The 22964-nt window shown below is 40.4% G+C and carries 15 protein-coding genes and 2 riboswitches; of the genes, 10 read left to right on the forward strand and 5 right to left on the reverse strand.

The features are described 5' to 3' along the window. The first annotated feature begins 115 nt into the window (after positions 1-115). The 3 genes from bhn_RS03890 to bhn_RS03900 all read left to right on the forward strand — a co-directional run bounded on the left by bhn_RS03890 (position 116) and on the right by bhn_RS03900 (position 3610). Positions 116-1435, forward strand: a complete 1320-nt coding sequence (locus bhn_RS03890; RefSeq protein WP_071175454.1) for a glycoside hydrolase family 53 protein — start codon at positions 116-118, stop codon at positions 1433-1435. A 55-nt stretch (positions 1436-1490) separates the two neighbouring features. After that, positions 1491-1576: riboswitch (ZMP/ZTP riboswitch) on the forward strand. A gap of 115 nt (positions 1577-1691) precedes the next feature. Beyond that, on the forward strand, positions 1692-2399 hold the full coding sequence (locus bhn_RS03895) for an IMP cyclohydrolase (RefSeq protein WP_071175455.1): 708 nt from the start codon (positions 1692-1694) through the stop codon (positions 2397-2399). A gap of 32 nt (positions 2400-2431) precedes the next feature. Beyond that, positions 2432-3610: a phosphoribosylaminoimidazolecarboxamide formyltransferase gene (locus bhn_RS03900; RefSeq protein WP_071175456.1), complete on the forward strand. Its 1179-nt coding sequence runs from the start codon at positions 2432-2434 to the stop codon at positions 3608-3610. Between the two features lie 589 nt (positions 3611-4199). Here bhn_RS03900 and bhn_RS03905 read toward each other — a convergent pair. The 4 genes from bhn_RS03905 to bhn_RS15915 form a co-directional block, all read right to left on the reverse strand. Continuing rightward, complete coding sequence (locus bhn_RS03905; protein WP_071175457.1) at positions 4200-4763, reverse strand: TIGR01440 family protein; 564 nt, start codon at positions 4761-4763, stop codon at positions 4200-4202. Between the two features lie 30 nt (positions 4764-4793). Then, positions 4794-5339, reverse strand: a complete 546-nt coding sequence (locus bhn_RS03910; protein ID WP_071175458.1) for an ECF transporter S component — start codon at positions 5337-5339, stop codon at positions 4794-4796. A gap of 118 nt (positions 5340-5457) precedes the next feature. Continuing rightward, on the reverse strand, positions 5458-6615 hold the full coding sequence (gene pdxR, locus bhn_RS03915) for a MocR-like pyridoxine biosynthesis transcription factor PdxR (protein WP_330393264.1): 1158 nt from the start codon (positions 6613-6615) through the stop codon (positions 5458-5460). Then, positions 6570-6893 (reverse strand): GntR family transcriptional regulator, encoded by a 324-nt coding sequence (locus tag bhn_RS15915; RefSeq protein WP_236845960.1) that lies wholly within the window; start codon positions 6891-6893, stop codon positions 6570-6572. Before bhn_RS15915 ends, pdxR begins: the two co-directional genes overlap by 46 nt. A 151-nt stretch (positions 6894-7044) precedes the next feature. On the opposite strand from bhn_RS15915, the gene bhn_RS03920 reads away from it, so the two are divergent. From bhn_RS03920 to addA, 3 genes are read left to right on the forward strand one after another with little or no spacing between them, the layout of a single operon-like run. Then, positions 7045-9177 carry a GGDEF domain-containing phosphodiesterase gene (locus bhn_RS03920; RefSeq protein ID WP_071175459.1) on the forward strand — a complete coding sequence of 711 codons (2133 nt, stop codon included), beginning with the start codon at positions 7045-7047 and terminating at the stop codon, positions 9175-9177. Positions 9178-9199: 22 nt separating this feature from the next. Continuing rightward, a complete protein-coding gene (locus tag bhn_RS03925; protein WP_071175460.1) occupies positions 9200-12751 on the forward strand; it encodes a PD-(D/E)XK nuclease family protein in 3552 nt (1183 codons plus the stop codon). 29 nt (positions 12752-12780) lie between these two features. Next, positions 12781-16470 (forward strand): helicase-exonuclease AddAB subunit AddA, encoded by a 3690-nt coding sequence (gene addA / locus bhn_RS03930; protein ID WP_071175461.1) that lies wholly within the window; start codon positions 12781-12783, stop codon positions 16468-16470. On the opposite strand, the gene thiT is transcribed toward addA, so the two are convergent. After that, positions 16457-17158 (reverse strand): energy-coupled thiamine transporter ThiT, encoded by a 702-nt coding sequence (gene thiT / locus bhn_RS03935; RefSeq protein WP_071175462.1) that lies wholly within the window; start codon positions 17156-17158, stop codon positions 16457-16459. The two genes, addA and thiT, sit on opposite strands and share 14 nt — an antisense overlap. Before the next feature lie 61 nt (positions 17159-17219). Continuing rightward, positions 17220-17324: riboswitch (TPP riboswitch) on the reverse strand. Positions 17325-17393: 69 nt separating this feature from the next. On the opposite strand from thiT, the gene hflX reads away from it, so the two are divergent. The 4 genes from hflX to bhn_RS03955 all read left to right on the forward strand — a co-directional run bounded on the left by hflX (position 17394) and on the right by bhn_RS03955 (position 22671). Further along, a complete protein-coding gene (hflX, locus tag bhn_RS03940; RefSeq protein WP_083385695.1) occupies positions 17394-18734 on the forward strand; it encodes a GTPase HflX in 1341 nt (446 codons plus the stop codon). Between the two features lie 52 nt (positions 18735-18786). Beyond that, positions 18787-19797, forward strand: coding sequence for an aspartate--ammonia ligase (gene asnA / locus bhn_RS03945; protein ID WP_071175463.1), 1011 nt, complete (start codon positions 18787-18789; stop codon positions 19795-19797). Positions 19798-19881: 84 nt separating this feature from the next. Continuing rightward, positions 19882-20112 carry an HPr family phosphocarrier protein gene (locus tag bhn_RS03950; RefSeq protein WP_071175464.1) on the forward strand — a complete coding sequence of 77 codons (231 nt, stop codon included), beginning with the start codon at positions 19882-19884 and terminating at the stop codon, positions 20110-20112. A 105-nt stretch (positions 20113-20217) separates the two neighbouring features. Beyond that, positions 20218-22671 carry an ATP-dependent DNA helicase gene (locus bhn_RS03955; protein WP_071175465.1) on the forward strand — a complete coding sequence of 818 codons (2454 nt, stop codon included), beginning with the start codon at positions 20218-20220 and terminating at the stop codon, positions 22669-22671. The last annotated feature ends 293 nt before the right edge of the window (positions 22672-22964 follow it).

The raw sequence follows: 22964 nt of genomic DNA on the forward strand, positions 1-22964 counted from the left end.
CATTAAATTAGCGCAATGCAGGTAATAACAAGAGTTTACGCGCGACTAAGACCGTGACCAAGAGCGCAGGCATTAGTAAAATCAAGAGAAAAACAAGCACAAGGAGAATTACATCATGAGGAAAACGAGCAGAAGACTTACTATTAGGGCGGTATCAGCCATACTTGCGGGAATGCTGGCGATTACGGCTTGCGGAAGTGCTGGGAACAGTGCAGCAGCAGAACAAACTGAAAGTACCGATGAGAGCAAGCAGGAAGCCTCAAGCACCGCTTCATCCACTGAGCCTCAAGAACCCACACACCTCCCAATTCCCCAGGACTTTATAATGGGCATGGATGCTTCATCAGTTCTAGCCGAGGATTATAGCAACGTGGCTTATTTTAACTTTGACGGCATTTTATGTGACCCTTTTTATGTTCTTGCAGACGCAGGAATCAATTACATTCGAATCCGTGTGTGGAACGATCCTTACGACGAGAATGGCAATGGCTACGGCGGAGGCAATAACGACGTTGAGACAGCTATAGCCCTTGGTAAAAGAGCTACTGCAGCAGGCATGAAGGTTTGCATAGATTTCCACTATTCAGACTTCTGGGCTGATCCTAAGAGACAGCACGCACCAAAGGCTTGGGAAGGCAAGAGTGTAGATGAAAAGTGCAATCTGCTATCCGAATTTACTGAGGATGCCCTTAGCAAAATGCTTGATGAGGGCATAGACATAGGAATGGTGCAGGTTGGCAACGAGATCAACTACGGAATGAGTGGCGAGAGCAATATCAGAGACGTATTAAAGCTTCTTGATTCAGGCTGTAACGCTGTTCGCGGTGTGTCTGAAAAATATGACCAGGACATCAAGATAGCCATTCACTATACAAATATCAAGAAAAAAGGCGAAGTTGATAACCTTGTTCACAATCTGGTGGAAGCAAACATCGACTTTGACGCCATAGGACTTTCTTACTATCCTTTCTGGGACGGCTCTTTTGACAACATGAAATCTATGGTGTCCGCGATCCAGAAGCGCCACGGCAAAGAGGTATTTATTGCAGAAACATCCTATCCATACACCTTGGAAGATGGTGATGGCTTCCCTAACTCAGTTTCTAGCCCCAAAGACCTGATGGAAGGATATCCAGCTACAGTTGAAGGACAGAAAAGTATGATAGCAGATGTTATTCAAAATGCAAACGATGCAGGTGCTTTTGGGGTCTTTTACTGGGAAGGAACCTGGATTCCAGTAGGAAGTGACAGAAAAAGTAACGAAGAAATATGGGAAAAATATGGAAGCGGCTGGGCATCTAGCTATTCAAAAGATTATGATCCAGAGGATGCAGGTCTTTATTATGGAGGTTGCTCCTGGGATAATCAGGCCCTGTTTGACTTTAAGGGCAATCCCCTTGATTCACTTAAGGTATTTGGGGAACTAAAAAAGTGATAACAAAAATCCAGTGTAACCCCCTTGAAAAAATCTTCCGGAAAGTGTATGTTATACATGTCCATACAACTGGCGGATAAGTGGGTAACCACATGGGAGTATGGATGAATATATGTTGAGTCGACCGCCTGGGCAACCGCTTGATCAGTGGGATGCTCAGGCTTTTTATATTCCACAAACACTTTTTAAAAAGTTTCTAAGCATTCCCCAAGCACATCAAGCGAGAAATCATTTTTCGACCATAAAGGAGACGAATATGAAGGATTATCGTGCAGAGATTGGAAGTACATCTTACCCAGGTAGAGGTATTGTGATCGGTACTTCAACAGACGGAAAATACGCTGTTTGCGCATATTTCATCATGGGAAGAAGCGAGAACTCAAGAAACCGCGTATTTGTAGAGGAAGGAGAGGGCATTCGCACACAGGCTTTTGACCCATCCAAAATGGAGGATCCAAGCCTTATCATCTATGCTCCAGTTAGAGTTCTTGGCAACTCAACAATCGTAACAAACGGCGACCAGACAGACACAATCTACGACCTTATGAAGGCTGGCCAGACTTTTGAGCAGTCTCTTAGAACAAGAGAGTTTGAGCCTGACGCACCTAACTATACACCTAGAATTTCAGGAATCATGAATGTTGCTGATGGCAAGTATGATTTTGCTATGTCAATCTTAAAGAGTGACCACGGCGACGCAAGTCAGTGCATCAGAAACACATTCACATACGACAACCCTAAGGCAGGCCAGGGCTACTTTATCCACACATACATGGGAGATGGTAATCCACTTCCTAGCTATGAGGGAGAGCCTACACTTGTCAGCATCGAAGACGATATCGATACATTTACCAAGAATGTATGGGAAGCTTTGAACGCAGATAATAAGGTATCTCTTTTCACAAGATACATCGACATCGCAACAGGCAAGTACGAGAGTCGCATTATCAACAAGAACGCATGAAAAGAGCTATGGAGTAAGTAAAGGAGATTAAAATGAACGAGATTCAGCTTAAATACGGATGTAACCCTAATCAGAAGCCTTCACGTGTTTACATGGAGAACGGCGCAGATCTTCCAATCGAGGTATTAAATGGAAGACCTGGATATATCAACCTTTTAGATGCTCTTAATGGATGGCAGCTTGTTTCTGAGCTCAAAAAAGCTACAGGACTCCCAGCAGCTACATCATTCAAGCACGTATCACCTGCAGGTGCAGCAGTAGGCACACCTCTTACAGATATTGAGAAAAAGATCTACTGGGTAGAGGATCTTGGTGAGCTTAGCCCACTTGCTAATGCTTATGCAAGGGCAAGAGGCGCAGACAGAATGTCATCATTTGGAGATTTCATCTCACTTTCAGATGTTTGCGACGCGGATACAGCAAGACTTGTTAAAAGAGAAGTTTCTGACGGAATCATTGCTCCAGGCTATACAGATGAAGCTCTTGAGATCTTAAAGGCTAAGAAAAATGGAAACTATGCTGTTATCAAGATTGATGAGAACTATGTTCCTGAAGAGATTGAAAAGAAGCAGGTATTTGGCGTAACATTCGAGCAGGGCCACAACTTCATCGAGATCGGTGAGGACATGCTCACAAATATCGTAACTGACAACAAGGACCTTCCTGAGTCAGCCAAGATCGACCTTATCATCGCGCTTATCACACTTAAATATACACAGTCAAATTCAGTTTGCTACGTAAAGGGCGGACAGGCAATCGGTATCGGTGCTGGTCAGCAGAGCCGTATCCACTGCACAAGACTTGCTGGTTCTAAGGCAGATAACTGGTTCCTTAGACAGGCTCCACAGGTACTTAACCTTCCATTCCTTGATACAATAAAGCGTCCAGATAGAGATAACGCAATTGACCTCTACATCGGCGCTGATTACATGGATGTACTTGCTGATGGCAAGTGGGAGCACATCTTCAAAGAGAAACCACCTGTATTTACAGAGGCTGAAAAGAGAGCCTGGCTTGATAAGAACACTGACGTAGCCCTTGGTTCAGATGCATTCTTCCCATTTGGAGATAACATCGAGAGAGCTTATAAGAGCGGTGTTAAGTACGTAGCTCAGCCTGGCGGATCAGTTCGTGATGACAACGTTATCGAAGCTGCAAATAGCCACGATATGGTAATGGCATTCACAGGACTTCGCCTTTTCCATCACTAATTTAGTTTATTGTCTAGTTTTTGTTCTTGTTCATGTTTTGGCATATACAGTATGCTATAAAATAAAAAGCTTGTAACCCTGTTGTTACAAGCCTTTTATTTTATGGAACAAATCCAAGTAACACGTGGATGAATGGAAACTAAGCTACAAGAAACTAAGCTACAAGAAACTAAGCTACAATAATTTGCTGTAGTAGAGTTTGCTATGCACAAATTACCTGCTTTCATTCGTAAGTGGGCAATGCAGGTAAAAAATCTAAGCACGAGTTCGAGAAACTAAAGGTATGGTTACCTGCAATGCTCATAATGATGCTTATTCAGGTAACAAAAATGGATTTCAGAATCCAAAAGGATAGAATAAATTACCTGCATCTATGCAAAAAATTAGAATGCAGGTAACAAATCAAGAGAAAACTTGCTTTAGGGAAAGAAAACATTACCTGCATTCAAGTGCAAGAAAGGAATGCAGGTAACAAATCAAAAACTAGATTACTTTTGGTAAATAAAAAATTACCTGCATTCGACTTAAACTATCAAATGCAGGTAAAAAGCAAAACAAGTGACATCACTCAATATTCTAAAATAAAAAATCACATCAGATCTTCATCATATATCGCTCTCTGGCCGCCTACGTACTTAGGACGGTGACGAGCACATATTATAGGAGCTTCGCCAATCTTGCGAAGTGAGATTCTCATAGGAACTACTACGCTGTGCATGTGCATTCCGATCATTGTGCCTCCAATGTCGATACCTGCATCTGCTTTCTGATTTATTGATTCAACAAGTACGGGATCATCAAAACGCTCATAAGCTACTGTAGCAAGGGCTCCTCCTGCGTGATTTGGCTGAGGAATAGCGTTAACCTGCTCAAATCCGTACTTTTCCAAAACTTCTCTCTCAACTACAAGAGCTCTGTTTAAATGCTCGCAGCACTGAACTGCAGCATAGATGCCGTTTTCACGTAGTACAGGGATAATGCCGTCGTATACTGCATTTGCAGAGTCAAGATTAGTTGCAGTACCGATCTGGTCGCCCAAGATCTCGCTAGATGAACAGCCAATTACGAAGATATCACCCTTTTTAAGACGGGCCTTCTCCAAGATCTCGCAAACAGCCTGCTTGCTTTGGTTAGTTATTTCTTTACAATCCATTTTTGTAACTCCTTAAATATATGTCTGATATTATGAATTTAATCCCATTCTCTTATAGATATTGCCAAGTCCTGCCTTGAAATACAGGAAAAGTGAACCAAATACTCCAAGAAGAGCCTGAGCTATCTCATATGGGAGCTTGACCATAGCGTATTCAAAAGTGCTGTACACAAAAGTCTTACCAAGCGTGTAGCCAACAACCATTATAATACCACCGATCAAAGTTCCAATGAGCGAAAAAGTAAAATGCTTCTTTTTGTCTCCAAGGCCTTTACTTGCTATAACTGATACAACAACAGCCTGAAGTCCATGTGTTACAAGCGATACAAACATTGGAGCTGGATAAAAAAGGAAATCTCCAAGAAATGAACCGATTCCTCCAACTATAAATGCAGCAAGTGGATCAAGTAAAAGAGCAGCAGTACAAATGATGACATCACATAAATACAGGTGTCCTCCAGGAACAGGAATTCCAACGCTGGACATTATTATATTAAATGCCATAAAAAGAGCTGTGATAGCGATCCATTTTACTTTGTCAGTCTTACGTAGTGCGCTTATTGATGTGGTATCCATATTTTCTCCTCCGGTACGATGTTTTGTACAACTTTAGGTATGAATATACGCTTGTTTTGGTATTATTATAATACCCAATTCTATTATTTTTTTAAATACCAGTTTGCAACACTATCTTTTAAGACAACAATTTTTTTATCTCTTTTAACGCATCAGGTAAAAGAGCTATGTTCATATTTGAATAATCTATAATAAATTTACCCTGTGAAGCTGCATCCAATTTAGCATCAAAAGCATCCATATAGAAGTCAGAGATTGCAGAGATCTTGATACTTTTAGATAACAGTTGTTTTTCTATCTCGGCATCTTTATACCTGGTCTTTAGCTCCAAGATAAAGTGAAGACCAGAGTCATTTTCAACTATTTTATAACCTGAAGACTTCGATTCACTTCCCAGTACTTCTTCAAATATGCCAAGAACCTGTTCTCTTTTTCTGCCATATTGAAGTCTCATACGATTTATATGTTTTTCAAAATAGCCCTTTTCAATAAAAGATGCCAGTGTGAACTGATCGAATGTTGAGACTGTGCATGAATAAAATGACAGCTTGTCGTAAAAGAACTGCGCCAGGTGGGGAGGCAGTACCATATATGCGATTCTTATGGTAGAAGCAAGGGATTTTGAGAAGGTATTGATATAGATAACCTTGTCAAAAGAGTCCATTGTTTGGAGAGGCGGAATAGGAGTGCCCTTATGCCTGAATTCACTGTCGTAATCATCTTCTATGATGTACCTTGAGGAATCCTTTGAAGCCCAGGACAGTAGTTCTAGTCGCCTTGGAACAGGCATGGTAATACCTGTGGGAAAGTGGTGAGTAGGGCTAATATGTGCGATATCTGCTCCTGACCTATCTAGCTCTGAGACCAATAAACCATATTCGTCCATGCTTCCAAGGTAGTAGCTTACGCCTTCTGTTTCATATATCTGACTGATCTTTTTATAACCAGGATTTTCTATGCAGTATTTTTTATCTTTACCCAAAAGCTTTATCAGTAGTCCGTAAAGGTATTCTGTTCCAGCGCCAACAATGATCTGGTCAGGGTCAACACTCATTCCTCTGAAGGAAGATAAATGAGCTGCGATTGCAGATCTAAGCTCATAGATTCCGCTGTAATCAGATACTTTTAAAAGCTCATCACTATGTCCAGACACAGCCTCTCTGGTGAGTTTTGCCCAAACAGAAAACGGGAAACTATCAGCATCTGGCTTATTAGATGAGAAATCAAACGTTATGTTATTCCTAGTTTTTTCTTGAAATTTAGTTTGGATGAAGATTTCTTTTTACCTTTCACTTCAGGAAAAAGAATGCTTCCGGAAATCTGCGACACAAAATAGCCCTTTTTAGGAAGGGCATAGATGTAGCCTTCTTCAAGGAGCTGACCATAGGCATTATCAACAGTTACAGTACTTACTCCCATGTTTTCAGCAAGAGCCCTTCTTGATGGGAGCTTCTCGCCAGGAGTAAGCTTTCCATTTGAGATATCGCGTTTTATGTGCTGATAAAGCCTTGTATAAAGGGGACCTTCCCCGTTAGAGAGATTGTAAGTAAGCATAAGTTAAAGTTACCATATTGAAAAAATAAATCAAGTAAATATGAAAATTTGATAAAGCGTCAGAATAGTGTCAAAAATGCGGTAAAATAATGATACAATAAACTATGCGATATTGTGCATTTTCGTGTGTTTGACATGTTAGGTAAGTACGATGGATGAATGTGAGATCAATGAGATAGTAGAAAGTCGCCACCTTGATGAGTTGACTGGGCTTCATAATCTTACTGGGATTTTAGATCATCTTCAAGGACATGGGGAATTTTCTGCATCAGAAAAGTCAATAATCGTATATCTTAATGTGATGAATTTTAAGGCCTTTAACCAAAGATATGGCTTTCTTGGGGGAAATCAATATCTTAAGGGCTTGGCAGAAGAGATTCAAAGCATTTTTAAAGAAGAACTGGTAGCCAGAACTAGTGGAGATCAGTTTATTATCCTTGCGAATTCACTCGATGAAAAAAAGATATTGAAAAAACTTTCAGATCTGAGAGCTGGCGCGGTTAAGTACCAGAAGGGCCTTGTTATGCGCATAAAAGCCGGTATTTATAAGGCTGATGGCACAGAAAAAGACCCTGTTGTTATGGTGGACAGAGCCAAGATTGCCTGCGACGACATCATAAGAGTCTATGATAAGGATGACAATATCTATTCAGAAGAGTTAAATAAAAAGAATGAACTAAGGCAGTATGTGATCGATAACTTTGAAATTGCATTCAAGAAAAAATACTTCAAGGTTTATTACCAGAAAGAAGTTAGAGCACTTACAGGAAAAGTCTGCGGCTATGAGGCCCTTGCAAGGTGGAATGATCCTAAGTATGGAATAATATCACCTGGTATCTTTGTTGAGGTGTTGGAAAATGTACGCCTCATTCACAAACTTGATATCTATATGATAGAGCAGGTGTGCTCAGATCTAAGAGATGATATCGATAGCGGTTTTGCTGTGGAGCCTATTTCAATAAACCTTTCCAGACTTGATTTTGAATTATGTGACATAAAAGCTGAAATAGACAGATGTAGAAAGATATACAACATACCAAAGAATCTTTTGAATATTGAGATTACAGAAAGTGCCCTTACATCAGAAGATAATTTCCTTGGAGAGCAAATAAAAAAGCTTAGGAGATCGGGCTACCAGATCTGGATGGATGACTTTGGAACGGGATATAGTTCTTTTGGAAATCTTAAGTCTTATGACTTTGATATGATCAAGATTGACATGAGTTTTATCCGTGAATACGAGAAAAATAAGAAAACAAGAGTTATTCTAGCAGCTATCATCAGCATGGCAAAGGAACTTGGAATACACACTCTTGCAGAAGGTGTTGAGACCAAAGAACAGTACGAATTCTTAAGAAGAATTGGCTGTGAAAAGCTTCAAGGATATCTTTTTGGTACGCCAAAGCCTGTAGAAAGCTTTGTAAGGGAAGAAGATTGTAGCTTTGAAAACTGCGAAGATTTCGCATATCACTTGTATTATGACTCCATGGGTGATATTAACTTCCTTGGATCTACGCCACTTCGCCCCAAGAAAATGCAGGTGTTTAATAATGTGCCTATTGGAATATATGAGATGGAAGGTGATCATATCACATTCATCTATATTAACGATGCCTACAAGAATTTCCTCTCAAGTATCGGTGTTGCCAGCATGAAGCAGGCCAATAAGCGCAATAGAAATGCGGAAATCCCTGAAGTCAGAAAAATAGTTGAAGCGTCGCATAAAGCTGAGAAAGCAAGGGATAAACGTGGAGAGATCGATGTTATTGTTAATGGCTGCGTCATCAACTCCAAGGTAAGATTCTTGTCACGTCAGGGTAATAAGTCCGCATTTGCCATAGTATCCAGAAACGTCACGCTACATTCAGATGACAAGAAATCTGAAAATATTCAGGTTGCAATGGCGCATGTATTTAACCAGTACTTCAGAGTTGATCTTTATGACCAGGATGGTACTGTGGAGAATATCTTCCTTAACGGTGACCAGCTTGCAATCGCGGATAAAGAGATGGATGCCAAGGAAGCAGTTAAGATATATTCTGATAAGTATCTCATTAAGAAAGATAGAGCGAGATTTAGAAAATTCTATGATATCTCAACAGTACACGACAGACTTAAAGCTACAGGTGGCGATTATCTTGTAGATTATTATCATTCCGCTGTATCAACTGACAAAGGTAGAATGCAGATGTACATGATACTGCCTTTTTATTATAATGGTAGATGGAAATATATCTCATGCTGTAGATTTGCAGATGAGATAGATGACGAACATCTCTATTGATAATAGGTGGTATAGCATACACATGTTAAGGTTTTGTTTTGGGGCGTCTGGTTCGGGGAAAAGTACCAGACTTTACAATGAAGTAATCGAAAGAAGTATGAAGGATCTTGGAACGAATTATATCATCATAGTTCCAGATCAGTTCACGATGCAGACTCAGAAGGATGTAGTAAGGATGCACCCTTCCCATGCAATAATGAATATCGATGTTCTGAGCTTTGGCAGGCTTTCACATAGAATCTTTGAAGAGGCAGGCCTTAGCTCTTTTTCTGTGCTTGATGATCTGGGAAAGAGCCTTGTTCTAAGGCGCGTATCAGACATCCTGGGCGATAAACTCCCTATAATTGGCAAAAATATGCATAAACCCGGTTATATAGATGAGGTTAAGTCCACAATCTCTGAATTCATGCAGTATGGCATTGGAGATGAGGGACTGGCTATCCTTGAGGAAAAGAGCTCTAAAAAGGGCGCACTTAATGCCAAGATAAAGGATTTGAGGCTTCTCTATAGCGAGTTTTTGGCATATATAAAGGATAAATACATTACCACTGAGGAAACTCTGGATGTATTGTGCGGCGCCATACCATCATCCAAGATCCTAAAGGATAGTGTTATCGTGTTTGATGGTTTTACAGGCTTTACGCCTATCCAGTACAGAGTTATCAAGATGCTTCTTGCTGTCAGCAAAGAGGTAGTTGTTTCTTTGACTATAAGCCCAGAGGATGACCCATATACAGGCTTTTTTGAAGAGCAGGAGCTCTTTATGCTCAGTAAAAAAACTGTCTATGACCTTGAAAAGCTTGAATACAGCCTTCTTCAGGAACAGGGAGCCATCGGCGTTCCTTCATTTGAAGCATACAGAAATGCAAGAAATGAAGAAATGTCCAAAAACCCTAAGTCTGGGGATATATTCATAACAGACAAAACCGTTAAAAGACTTGAGAATAACCCTTCACTTGCTTTTCTTGAGCAAAATCTCTTTAGATATAATGCCAACAAGTTCACAGCTGATACCAGCGGAATAGAGATCTTCAGGGCTCAGACCATAAATGAAGAAGTAAGACAGGCTCTTATTAAGATTTCTGATCTTATAAGAGATGGTGGCTATGCCTATAGAGATATTGCCCTTGTATGTGGAAGCCTTGATAGCTATGCAGATATTATCAGTAATCAGGCACGTAAATTCGATATTCCAGTTTACATTGATAAGAATAGCAGTCTGCTTCTTAATCCTATTATCGAATATATTACAAGTGCTATAAATATCGTAATCTTAGGCTATAGATATGAAGACGTCTTCCATTTTATGCGAAGTGGAATGTCTGATTTTAGTCCGGAAGATACAGATCTTTTGGAAAACTATGTAAGGGCTCTTGGCATCAAAGGCAGAAAACAATGGGAAGACCGTTTTATGAGGCGTATGCCAAAGCGCTTTGCTACGGCTAGGAAGTCTGAGAAGGCTTCAGAAAAAGAACTAGAGCTTCTTCAAAAGCTTGACCAAATGCGAGATGCGATCAGTTCGTCGCTTAAACCACTTGCTGACTCCAAAAAGGGAACAGTAAAGGACATTACAAAGGCTCTTTTAACTGTAATTGAGAGTAATAATTCCAAAGAAAAGCTTGATGCTTACAGAGATAAGTTTAAGGCAGAGGGTGATCTTAAAAAGGCAAGAGAGTACGACCAGATCTACGACAAGATCATGACACTTCTATGTCAGATGGATGGACTTCTTGGTGATGAAAAGATAGATCTTTCTGAGTATAAAGAGATCCTATCCACAGGCTTTGCAGATATTGAGGTTGGAACCATACCTCAGGATGTCGACAGGATAATCGTGGGTGATATCGAAAGAACAAGACTTTGCGAAGTTAAGGTTTTATTCTTCCTTGGTGTCAATGACGGAAATATTCCTTCAAATGCTGGTGGCGGCGGAATCCTTTCAGATATCGATAGACAGTTCCTTGCTGATGCCACCTCAAATGTTGAGCTTGCACCAACTCCGAGGCAGCAAATGTACATCCAAAGGCTCTATCTGTACATGAACCTCACCAAGCCTACAGACAAGCTATATCTTTCCTTTGCAGAACTTACTTCTGATGGAAAGAGCTTGAGACCGGCGTATCTTATATCCAAGATAACGACAATGTTTCCTAATATCCATATCTCAAGACCTGAAGATGGAGATTTTGAAAGTCAGTCAGTTAAGCTTTTAGATAGCAGAGATAAGCTTTCGGATATGATGAGGGAATATGCAAATGGCTTCCTTCGCGGCCAAGATAAAAAGAACTTTTTGACACTTTATAAGACCATAAAAGATCTCCTTGCAGAAAATGGTGATAACAGCTTTATTGATAAGATCACAGATGCGGCCTTCAAGCAATATGAAAACAGACCCCTTGCCAAGGCTATAGCTCTTACTCTTTATGGAGCAACCCTTGAAAATTCAGTCAGCAGACTTGAGCAGTTTGCATCATGCTGCTATGCACACTTTATTCGCTATGGTCTTCACCTTGAAGAGAGAAAAGAATACGAGTTTGATGTTTCGGATCTGGGTAATGTTTTCCACGCTGTACTTGAGAAGTATACCTCAGAGATCATGAGCGGAGATATAAAGTGGAGAGACTTGCCAAAAGAGAAGTCTGAGGAAATATTAAATCGTGCTTTAACAGAGTGCGTTGATGGCTACGGAGAGACAATCCTTTTAAGTAACGCCCGTAATCAATTCATGATCGAGAGGATCAGAAGGATACTTTTAAGGACAGTAGACACCCTTCAATATCAGATTTCTAAAGGAAAATTCGAGCCTGCATTTGTGGAGATGGATTTCAGAGAAGCTGGTAATATTGATGAGATCAATATAGCTCTTTCAGAAGATGAGCAAAAGAATATCACTGAGAAGATGAAACTTCGTGGAAGGATTGACCGAGTTGATCTATATGAGGATTCGGATCATGTTTATGTGAAGGTAATAGATTTCAAATCCGGTAATCATAAATTCAATGTGGCATCTTTATATTATGGTATTCAGCTACAGCTGGTCATGTATATGAATGTTGCAACAGCTGCAAGCAGGAAAATGTCTAATGGAAAAGAAGTGCTACCTGCTGCAATCCTCTATTATCATGTAGATGATCCTATGGCTGAAGGAAAAAATGATTTACAACCAGATGTTATCAATGAAGAGATAAAGCAAAAGCTTAAAATGACTGGTGTGGTCAGTGAAAAAACAGATGTCATACAGATGCTTGATGACAGCATAAATGGTAAGTCTGACATCATTCCAGTTGAGTTTAAAAAGGACGGCAGCTTATCTTCCAGATCTTCAACATTAAGTGATGCTGACTATGGAGCAATCTCCAGATTCACAGAAAAGAAGATAAGAGAGTTCGGAAAGAGCATTCTAAACGGTAATATCGAGGTTAACCCTTATGAGATGGGAGACCGGTCATCCTGCACGTACTGCTCATACCGCTCTATATGTGGATATGATGAATCTATAAAGGGATATTCCAAGAGAAATCTTGATATTTCAAGTAGCGATGCAATGGAAATCATTAAATCTGAGGATAATTAATTCTAGATTTTAGAATTGGAAAAGAGACTATGGGAGTAAATTTTACTGAAGAACAACAGGCTGTTATTGATGCAAGAGACGCCAATATACTAGTATCTGCCGCAGCTGGCTCAGGTAAGACAGCTGTACTTGTAGAGAGAATAATTCAGATGATCAGCAGCGATATGGATATTGATCATCTGCTTGTTGTGACTTTTACAAAGGCAGCTGCTGCACAGATGAAGGAAAAGATCACTCTTGCAATTCAAGAAAAATTGTTGACTGATCCGGATAATAAGCACCTTCAAAAACAGGAGACACTTATTCACAATGCTCAGATCACAACTATAGATGCCTTTTGCCAGTATGTTCTTAGAAACAATTTTAATGTAATAGGACTTGACCCTTCATTCCATGTGGGAGATGACGGAGAACTGCGTCTTCTTCAGGAAGAAGTTATGAAACAGCTCTTTGAAGATGAGTATGCTCTTGCAAAAGAAAACGGCAATGAGGATTTCCTTTATTGCATGGACTATTTTAGTACAGGAAGTAACGATAAGAAGGTTGAAGAATACATTGGAGAGCTGTATCGCTTTTCTATGAGTATGCCCTGGCCGGAAGACTGGATCGCAAGTAGAGCATCAGACTATGACCTTGGAGATAGATCTTTTGACCAGGAAGAGTGGGTAAAAGACTGCGTTACATATATTAAGAGGTCATTAAAAGAGGCTTCTCAGAAGCTTGATACAGCCATCAGAATTACCAATGAGCCAGACGGTCCATATTACTATGGTGACAGGTTCCAAATTGAAAAAGACAGTATTGATGCGGTTTTACAATATGATACCTACGATGAGCTATTTGACAGGGTTCGCGGGATTACCTTCGACAGACTTCCAGGAAAAAAGGACCCTTCCGTATCTGAGGATAAGAAGGAATATGCTAAGAGCCTTAGAGACGAAGTAAAAGAGATCGTAAAAAAACTTGTGGAGAATTATCTTGCACTTCCATCAGAAACTGTAGTTTCTCAGATGAAACTCTGTGACAGGGCAGTAAAAGAGCTGTGTAGACTTACACTTGAATACAAGAAGCGTTACGATGCCAAAAAGCGTGAGGATCAGCTCATAGACTTTTCAGATATGGAGCACTTTGCTCTGCAGATATTAGTTGAGCATCCGGGAGACACTCCATCTGCTGTAGCCCTTGAATACAGGGACTATTTCAAGGAAGTTCTTATTGATGAGTATCAGGACAGTAATAACGTACAGGAATTGATCCTTAAGTCTATTGCAGGCGAAGAGGCTGCAAAGTCTGAGAGGTTCATGGTAGGCGATGTCAAGCAGAGTATTTATAAGTTCAGGCTTGCAAGACCTGAGATCTTCATGGATAAGCTCTCATCCTATGACAAGGAAAAGGGAGCCAAGAACCATAGAATCGACCTGCACAAGAACTTTAGAAGCAGAAAAGAGGTTCTTGAGATCACAAACTATATATTCAAGAAGATAATGGGCACTGACCTTGGAGGAGTAGCTTACGACAAGGACGCAGAGCTTGTTACTGGTGCTGATTACCCGGCTGAGACCTATGGTGTAACCCCGGAACTTATGCTGATCGATGGGGAAGAGGTCTATGACGGCTCAGTAGATATGACAGCTTATGATGCCAAAGAAAAAGAGGCTCTAGCAATTGCCGGCAGGATTCATGAGCTTATGAAGGAAGACCCTGATCTAAGCTTTAAGGATATGGTTATCCTTCTTAGAAGTAATGCTGGCTGGGATGATGTGTTTAAAAATACCCTTGAATCCCAGGGAATTCCAACATATATAGAGTCAAAAAGTGGATATTTTGATGCCTGGGAGGTATCTATACTTCTAAATCTCATTTCAATTGTGGATAACCCGCTTCAAGACATTCCACTTGTAAGTGTCATGCATTCTTGCATAGGTGGTTTTTCTGATGAGGAGCTTGCAAGCATCAGGATTGCCATAGATGGGGATGAAGAACTTAGTGATGGCGACTCTTTTTACAGAGGAATCAAGGGACTTGTGGAAAAGTCTGAGGATTCATATCCAAAATTAAAAACTTTTGTGGATATGATCGAAGATTTCAGGGAAAGATCTGTCTACACTCCTGTTCATGAGCTTTTGCAGTATATAGTGGATAAGACAGGATTTGACAGCTATATCACAGCTATGCCTGCAGGAGAAAAGAGAAGAGCTAATTTGAAGCTTCTTTTGACAAATGCAGCAAATTTCGAAAAGACAAGCTTTAGAGGATTATTTCACTTTGTAAGATATATCGAGCATCTTAAGGTTGTTCAGGTGGATTACGGCGAAGCTGGCATAATAGATGAAAATGCTAATGTAGTTCGCATTATGAGTATTCATAAGAGTAAAGGTCTTGAGTTCCCTGTTGTATTCGTTGCCGGCCTTTCCAAGAACTTTAACAGAATGGATACCAAGGGCGATATCGTAACAGACCTTGACCTTGGCATAGGCGTAAAGTGCGTAGATACTGAGCTTAGAGTAAAATACGATACTCTAAAGAGAATAATGATAGCAGATAAAATGAATACAGATAGCCTTGGAGAAGAGCTTAGAGTCTTATATGTTGCCCTTACAAGAGCCAAGGAAAAGCTGATCATGACAGCATATGTCAAGAAGCTTGCAGATACTCTTATAAAGGCTGCCCGTAATCTTCCGGTAATTGCTGAAAGCGGAGAGCTACTGCCATATTCAATGAGGCTTTCCTTTTCAAGCTATTTTGATTTTATTTTGGCTGCCCTTATCAGACATCCTCAGGTAAAAGAGCTGCTTTCAAAATATGAGATATCCTTTGACAGCGTGAACGCACATTTTGACGATGAAAAACAGGTTCCGGCACTTACTTTTAAGAGCCTTTCAGATAGTGATCTTGCTGCGATAATCGAAAGTCAAGGGGTAACAGGTGTTATCAGAAGAGCAGAGCTTGAATCAGATGCTGACTTGGAATTCGATAAAGATCTTTCAGACAGACTAAAGGAAAAATTCAGCGCCATGTACGCCTTCGAAAACCTTAAGGGTCTTTTCACCAAGACAACTGTTACAGAACTTAAAAAACACATGTTAGAGCAGGAAGGTGAGGTATTTACAAAGGATATAAGTCAGGAGAATGCCCCTGTATATGAAACTGTAGAAGGTAAGCTTTCTGGAGCAGAAAGAGGTACTGCATACCATAGGATCATGGAACTTTTGGATGAGGATATTTATGGAAATGCGACATTAGCTGATCTTTCCAGAAAAGAAATAGCACAGGAAGTTGAAAAATGGCTTACTAAGAAGACTACAGAAAAGGTGATCCCTTCAGAATATGAAAGCGCGGTCAATGAATGGGACGTAGCCACATTTCTTTTGACAGACCTTGGAAAAAGGATGGGTAGAGCCTATAGAAACAATGCTCTTATGAGAGAAAGACCATTTATGATGGGAATTGACGCAGGTAGGCTTGATGAGAAGTTTCCTGATGGAGAGATGGTGCTCATACAGGGTATCATTGATGCTTTCTTTGTTGAAGATGGTGAAATAGTACTGCTGGACTATAAGACAGACAAGGTCAGCGATGAAACTGAGCTTGTGAGTCGTTATAGGATCCAGCTGGACTATTACAAAGAAGCTTTGGAAGCTTCGACAAATATGAAGGTTAAAGAAATATATATTTATTCCTTCTCTTTGGGAAAAGAGATTCCGCTTAGCTTACAGTAACTGATCTTTTAAGTGTCTTTTCATTGAGCTCGAATTTCAGGCGGTTAAGACCTGTGTGCACTGCAGGGATTGCGACAACTGCAATTGTGATGATTGCTTCAACTGCAATATATGAGCCATTGTAAAGAACTGAGTAAAGAAGTGGTGACATACCTTCTGGTGCGTAATCTGCAAAGAAGATGACACCTGAAAGTGTTGAAAATACGAATCTGCCAAAGATTCCGACAAGGTAACCAATGTACATGCCGTGCTTCTTGTTATAAAAGAAACCAGCAAGTCCCAATGCTGTAAAAGCAAGGAAGTAATCACATACAAGCTGAGGAGCACTGATGATATAAGGATCAACGATAAGCTGGAGAAGTCCATAGGCAAAGGCTGCTGACAAGCTGATCCTTGCTCCGTAGAGATATCCGATATATGTGATAAAGAACATGCTAAGAAGTGTGACTGAACCGCCCATTGGTGCCTTGAAGAGCTTTACATTAGATAAAACAAATGCAAGAGCAAGGCAAAGAGCTGATGTTGTGAGCTGCTTGATGCTGATAGAACTTTTGCCATCTTTGTTAATGAAGAAACTTACAGATAGAAGCAGCAGAACACCGAGAACTACTCCGACGATATAGCCGGCTGTTGTAAAACCGTATGTTACATAGCCGTCATCAACAATTTTTTCAAATAATAGATTCATAAAAATACCTCCCTTTACCGCATAAAGGGAGGTTATTTGTACTCACATCTAATAAAAGATGTTATAATCAATCGTGCTTCCCTACGCTGGTACTAACCAGATCAGGTAATAAGGGTTAGACGTGCATTGCACGTACACTCTCAGCATTGCTCCCCTAGCGGTTAATATGTTTTTTTTCTAGTCTTATTAAACGCTTAGCCCAGGGGTTTGTCAATAGCTCCACGGAGGTAAAAAAGTGAAAAATACTATATATGAAAACATAAAACAAACTGCAAATCCAAGGGCTATCTTGGTTGGTCTTAATGTTAATAGAAGTGAATCAGACTTTGAGAGGTCTATGGATGAGTTAAAAGAGCTCACTAAGGCTATAGATATAGACGCGGTCTGTACTGTTACACAGGCTCTTCCAAGTCCAGACAGAAGTACCTACATTGGAAGCGGTAAGGTTGAGGAAGTAAGATCCTCTCTTGATGTATTTGATGCAAATATCATCATCTTTAATGATACTCTTTCACCAATGCAGCTAAGAAACCTTGAAAAGGCGCTGGATACAGAGGTTATAGACAGAACAGGACTGATCCTTCAGATATTTGCAAGACGCGCCAAAACAAGAGAAGCTAGACTTCAGGTTGAGTATGCGCAGCTCCAATACATGCTGCCTAGACTTGCTCATATGCGAAAAGCTCTTTCAAGGCAGGGGGGCGGTAGCGGAAGATTATCCAACAAAGGTTCTGGTGAGAAACAGCTTGAACTTGATAGACGTAGGATCGAGCATCGTATGGCTGAGCTTAGAAGGGAACTTGATGCTGTTGAAAAAGAGCGTGTGACCCAGAGAGGAAAGCGCATAAATTCAGGCATGCCGCGTATATCCCTGGTTGGATACACCAATGCCGGCAAATCAACGATCATGAACAATCTTTTAAGGCTCTATGGCGGTGATGCCTATGATGAGAAGCAGGTTCTTGAAAAAGACATGCTTTTTGCAACACTTGATACTTCAGTTAGAAAGATAGCAGCTCCGGGCCGTAGACCATTTCTTTTGGCAGATACAGTAGGATTTATAAGCGAACTTCCACATTCACTTGTTAAGGCCTTTAGATCTACCCTTGATGAAGCTAAGTTTGCGGACATTCTTTTGGAAGTGATCGACTTTAGTGATCCTGAGTACCGCTACCATATGGATGTGACAAAAGAGACTCTTACAGAGATAGGTGCTGGTGACATCCCAGTTCTTTATGTATTTAATAAGTCAGACGTGGTTCAGGAGCAGCAAAAAGATAATAGTCAGCTTGTTATGGATGTTCCAAGAATGATGGATGACAGGATATACATATCAGCCAAGGCTGACGACAGCTTGGATACACTTATTGAATTTATAGAAAAGAAACTTTCAGAAAGCGAAGCAGAGTATGAACTCATCCTTCCATATTCTGAAGGGGCTGTCCTTAGCTCTTTTAACGAGAGAGGAATAGTAAAGAGTACGGAATATCTTCCTGAAGGGATCAAGATAGTAGCTACGTTGAGCGCTTCAGATGCCACTAAATATCAAGAATTTTTTTCTTGCAATCTAGGCTAAAAAGATATTTAATTGAATATGAATATTTTAGTAAAGGAAAGCGTTAAAGAATATGGAAAACCTTAAAATTCCCAAGAACTACAAATCAGCTCTAGATCTGCATGATACTCAGGTAGGAATCAAGACTGTTAAAGATTTCTTTCAGGGTATGCTTTCAACAAGACTTAATCTTCAGAGAGTTACAGCACCACTTTTTGTAATTCCTGAGTCAGGACTTAATGACAATCTTAATGGCGTTGAGAGACCAGTTTCTTTCGATATCCTCAACGAGGGTGGTCGCGAGGCTGAGATCGTACATTCTCTTGCCAAGTGGAAGAGATATGCCCTCAAGAAGTACGGCTTTAATGTTGGGGAAGGTCTTTATACAGATATGAATGCCATCCGCCGTGATGAGGTTCCTGATAATATCCACTCAATCTTTGTAGACCAGTGGGACTGGGAAAAGGTTATAGATAAAAAGGACAGAAACATCGATTTCCTCAAGGAAACAGTTCAGAACGTATACAAGGTTCTCAGAAAGACTGAGAAGTTCATGTCCATTCAGTATGATTACATCGAAGAGATCCTTCCAGATGAGATCTTCTTTATTACAACACAGGAACTTGAAGATATGTTCCCTGAGTATTCACCAAGAGAGCGTGAGTACTATATTGCCAAGGCTAAGGGCGCTGTCTGCATTATGAAGATCGGAGATCTTCTTGCATCAGGTGAGAAGCACGACGGAAGAGCTCCAGACTATGATGATTGGGAACTCAACGCTGATATCATTGTTTATTATCCGGTTCTTGACATTGCTCTTGAACTTTCAAGTATGGGTATCCGAGTAGATGCCAAGTCTTTGGAGTCTCAGCTTGAGAAGGCTGGCTGCACAGAAAGAGCTAAGCTTCCATTCCAGAAAGCTATCCTTGATGGCGAGCTTCCATACACAATTGGCGGCGGAATCGGACAGTCAAGAATCTGTATGTTCTTCCTTAGAAAGGCCCATATAGGCGAAGTTCAGTGCTCTATCTGGCCTGACGAGATGGTAGAAGAAGCAACTAAAAAAGGTATACAATTGTTATAAAAAAATCCACATTCTTTTCACATAATGGACACAATTTCAAGATATATTGTTATGAGTCCTAAATGGAGAAAGGAAGTGGCTATTATGTTTGGCAAAAAGACAATTATGCTTAAACCTAGTCAGGTTCAGGACTTTGTTAATGCAGCTACTAAATGCGACTTTGATATAGACATTTATTACAATAGATATGTAGTTGATGCTAAGTCGATTCTTGGAGTTTTCGGACTCGACCTGACAAAAGCTCTCACAGTAGAGTACAACGGATATAACGAGGAATTCGAGCAGTATCTTCAGTCTCTCGCAATTGCTTGCTGATATCATTTAATTGAATGTTCATTGTAGTACGAATAAGCTCCATGGTATACAATATACCATGGAGCTTTTCTATTGCTCCAAATGCCTTGTTTATGAGGAAGATAGATGACTATAGAGATTTCAGTCCGCGGACTTGTGGAGTTTATCCTAAGAAGCGGAAGCTTAGACAATAGAATACAGGCTTCACCTGCAGATGCTATGCAGGAAGGCAGCAGGATACACCGCATGATCCAAAAGAGCATGGGGGCTGATTATCATGCGGAAGTACCACTTAAATATGTATATAGCACTGACAAGTATGACCTTGTAATCTCAGGAAGAGCAGACGGAATCCTCGATAAATACTTTGGTGAAACAGATGTATATGATGGCCAGGAGAACTTTATTGAGGGCAAAAAAGCCAATCCTTTGATAGATGAGATAAAAGGAACCTACAGAGACCTTAAAAAAATGCAGGATCCTGTTCCAACCCACCTTGCGCAGGCAAAGTGCTATGGCGCTATATATGCCAGAGAGACAGGCTGCCCTGAGATCAATATCAGGATGAGCTATTGCAACATAGAAACAGAGGAGATGAAGTATTTTGACTACAATTTCTCAGCAAAAGAGATCATTTCCTGGTTTGATGACCTTATAGGCAGATACAAGAAATGGGCTGACTTTGAATGCGACTGGCAGGACATCAGGACCGCCTCTATTAAGGCTGTTCAATTTCCATTCCCATATAGAGATGGACAAAAAGACCTGGCAGCAGGTGTATACAGAACTATCATCCACGGCAAAAAGCTCTTTTTGGAGGCTCCAACTGGAACCGGTAAGACCATTACTACTGTGTTCCCTAGTGTCAAAGCCATGGGCGAAGGAAAGATAACTAAGCTCTTTTACCTGACAGCCAAGACCATCACAAGGACAGTGGCAGAAGAGGCCTTTAATACACTTAGACAGTTCCAGGATCTCAAGATGAAGACTGTGACCATTACTGCTAGGGACAAGATATGCTTCCTTGGAGAAGAGGAAAGAAACTGTAATCCTGAGGCTTGTCCATATGCAAATGGCCACTACGACAGAATAAATGATGCAATCTATGACATGCTGACCCATGAAGACTCTTTTGACAGGGAAAAGATATTGGAATACGCGCAGAAGCACAAGGTATGCCCATTTGAAATGTCTCTGGACATGAGCCTTTGGGCAGATGCGGTAGTCTGCGACTATAATTATGTTTTTGATCCATTTGTCTATCTTAGGAGATTCTTTGCAGAGGGCACCAAGGGAGATTATGTCTTCCTTGTGGATGAGACCCACAATCTCCTTGATCGCGGCAGAGATATGTACAGTGCTGTCCTTAGAAAAGAGAGCTTTCTGGAATTGAAAAATAGCATCAAGGAGTTCCATCCTAGCATTGCCGGGCACCTTGATAAGTGCAATAAAGCTATGCTGGAGATGAAAAGAGAATGTGATGATTGCAGGATACTGACATCTATAGATAAGCTTATAAATCCGTTAAACAGACTTTCTGGCATTATTTCAGAATATCTTGAAAATCATTCAGAAGGCCCTGGAAGAGATGAAATACTGGAGTTTTACTTTGATCTGTCCAGATTTCTTACCATATATGACAAGGTGGATGATCACTATGTGATGTATAGCGAATTTGCAGATGATGGAAGCTTTTTGGTAAGGCTTAGTTGCATTGATCCATCAAGAAATCTTGCTGAGTGCATGGACAGAGGAAGAGCGTCAATATTGTTTTCAGCAACGCTCCTTCCTATCCAATATTATAAAAAACTTCTTGGTGGAACTGATGAGGACTTCGAGATCTATGCCAAGTCCATATTTGACCCGAATAAGCTGGGACTTTTTATAGGAACTGATGTTAGTAGCAGATATTCTATGCGAAGCGATGAGCAGTATTTCAGGATCGCAGAGTACATCAATAATGTTATCAGCACCAGGGGCGGCAATTATCTTATCTTTTTCCCGTCCCATCAGTTCCTTGATGAGGTACATGAGGCCTTTATAGATAACTTTTATGATGAAACTTCAACTGAGATCCTTGTGCAAAAGAGCTTTATGAGTGAGGAAGCAAGAGAGTCATTCCTTGACAGGTTTTCTATTGGAAACAATGTGGATCTTAATGAAGTTATCCACATGGACATAGAAGTTGTGGAAGACAAGAATATACTGGGATTTTGCGTAATGGGCGGCATATTTAGTGAGGGCATAGACCTTAAGTATGACAGCCTTATTGGTGTTATCGTTGTGGGACCTGGTATTCCCATGGTCTGCAACGAGAGAGAGATAATCAGGGCTTACTTTGATGATAAGGGCGTTGATGGCTACGATTATGCCTACAGATATCCTGGTATGAACAAGGTTCTTCAGGCAGCAGGCAGGGTTATCAGAACCGAGGAAGATACTGGTGTTGTAGCACTTTTGGATGACAGATTCATGCAGGGATCCTACAGATCACTTTTTCCACGAGAGTGGAAAAACTATAAGGTGGTTTCGACTAATACGGTCAAAAACGCTGTAAGCCAGTTTTGGAGCGAAATATAGAGGATTTTCACCTTATTTTGGAATGATGATAATAAAGATTCTCAATAATGGTTTACATAAAACTAAATTCTGCGATTTTATGTAATCCGAACAACCGTTCAAATTGTAGCAATTGAATGTTCAATTTGACGTTTTTACAAAAAAATGATGTAAAAGTTTTCGATAAATGACTAATGTGTCATGTGGATAACTCTGTGGAAATTGGGGATTAGTCGAAAAACAGTTTTAAAAATACCGCTAAAATAGGGCATTTAAAAAGGGTGACAAAAATATACGAATCCCGGTGTAAAAAT

The sequence above is a fragment of the Butyrivibrio hungatei genome (assembly GCF_001858005.1).
In the GTDB taxonomy this organism is placed as follows: domain Bacteria; phylum Bacillota; class Clostridia; order Lachnospirales; family Lachnospiraceae; genus Butyrivibrio; species Butyrivibrio hungatei.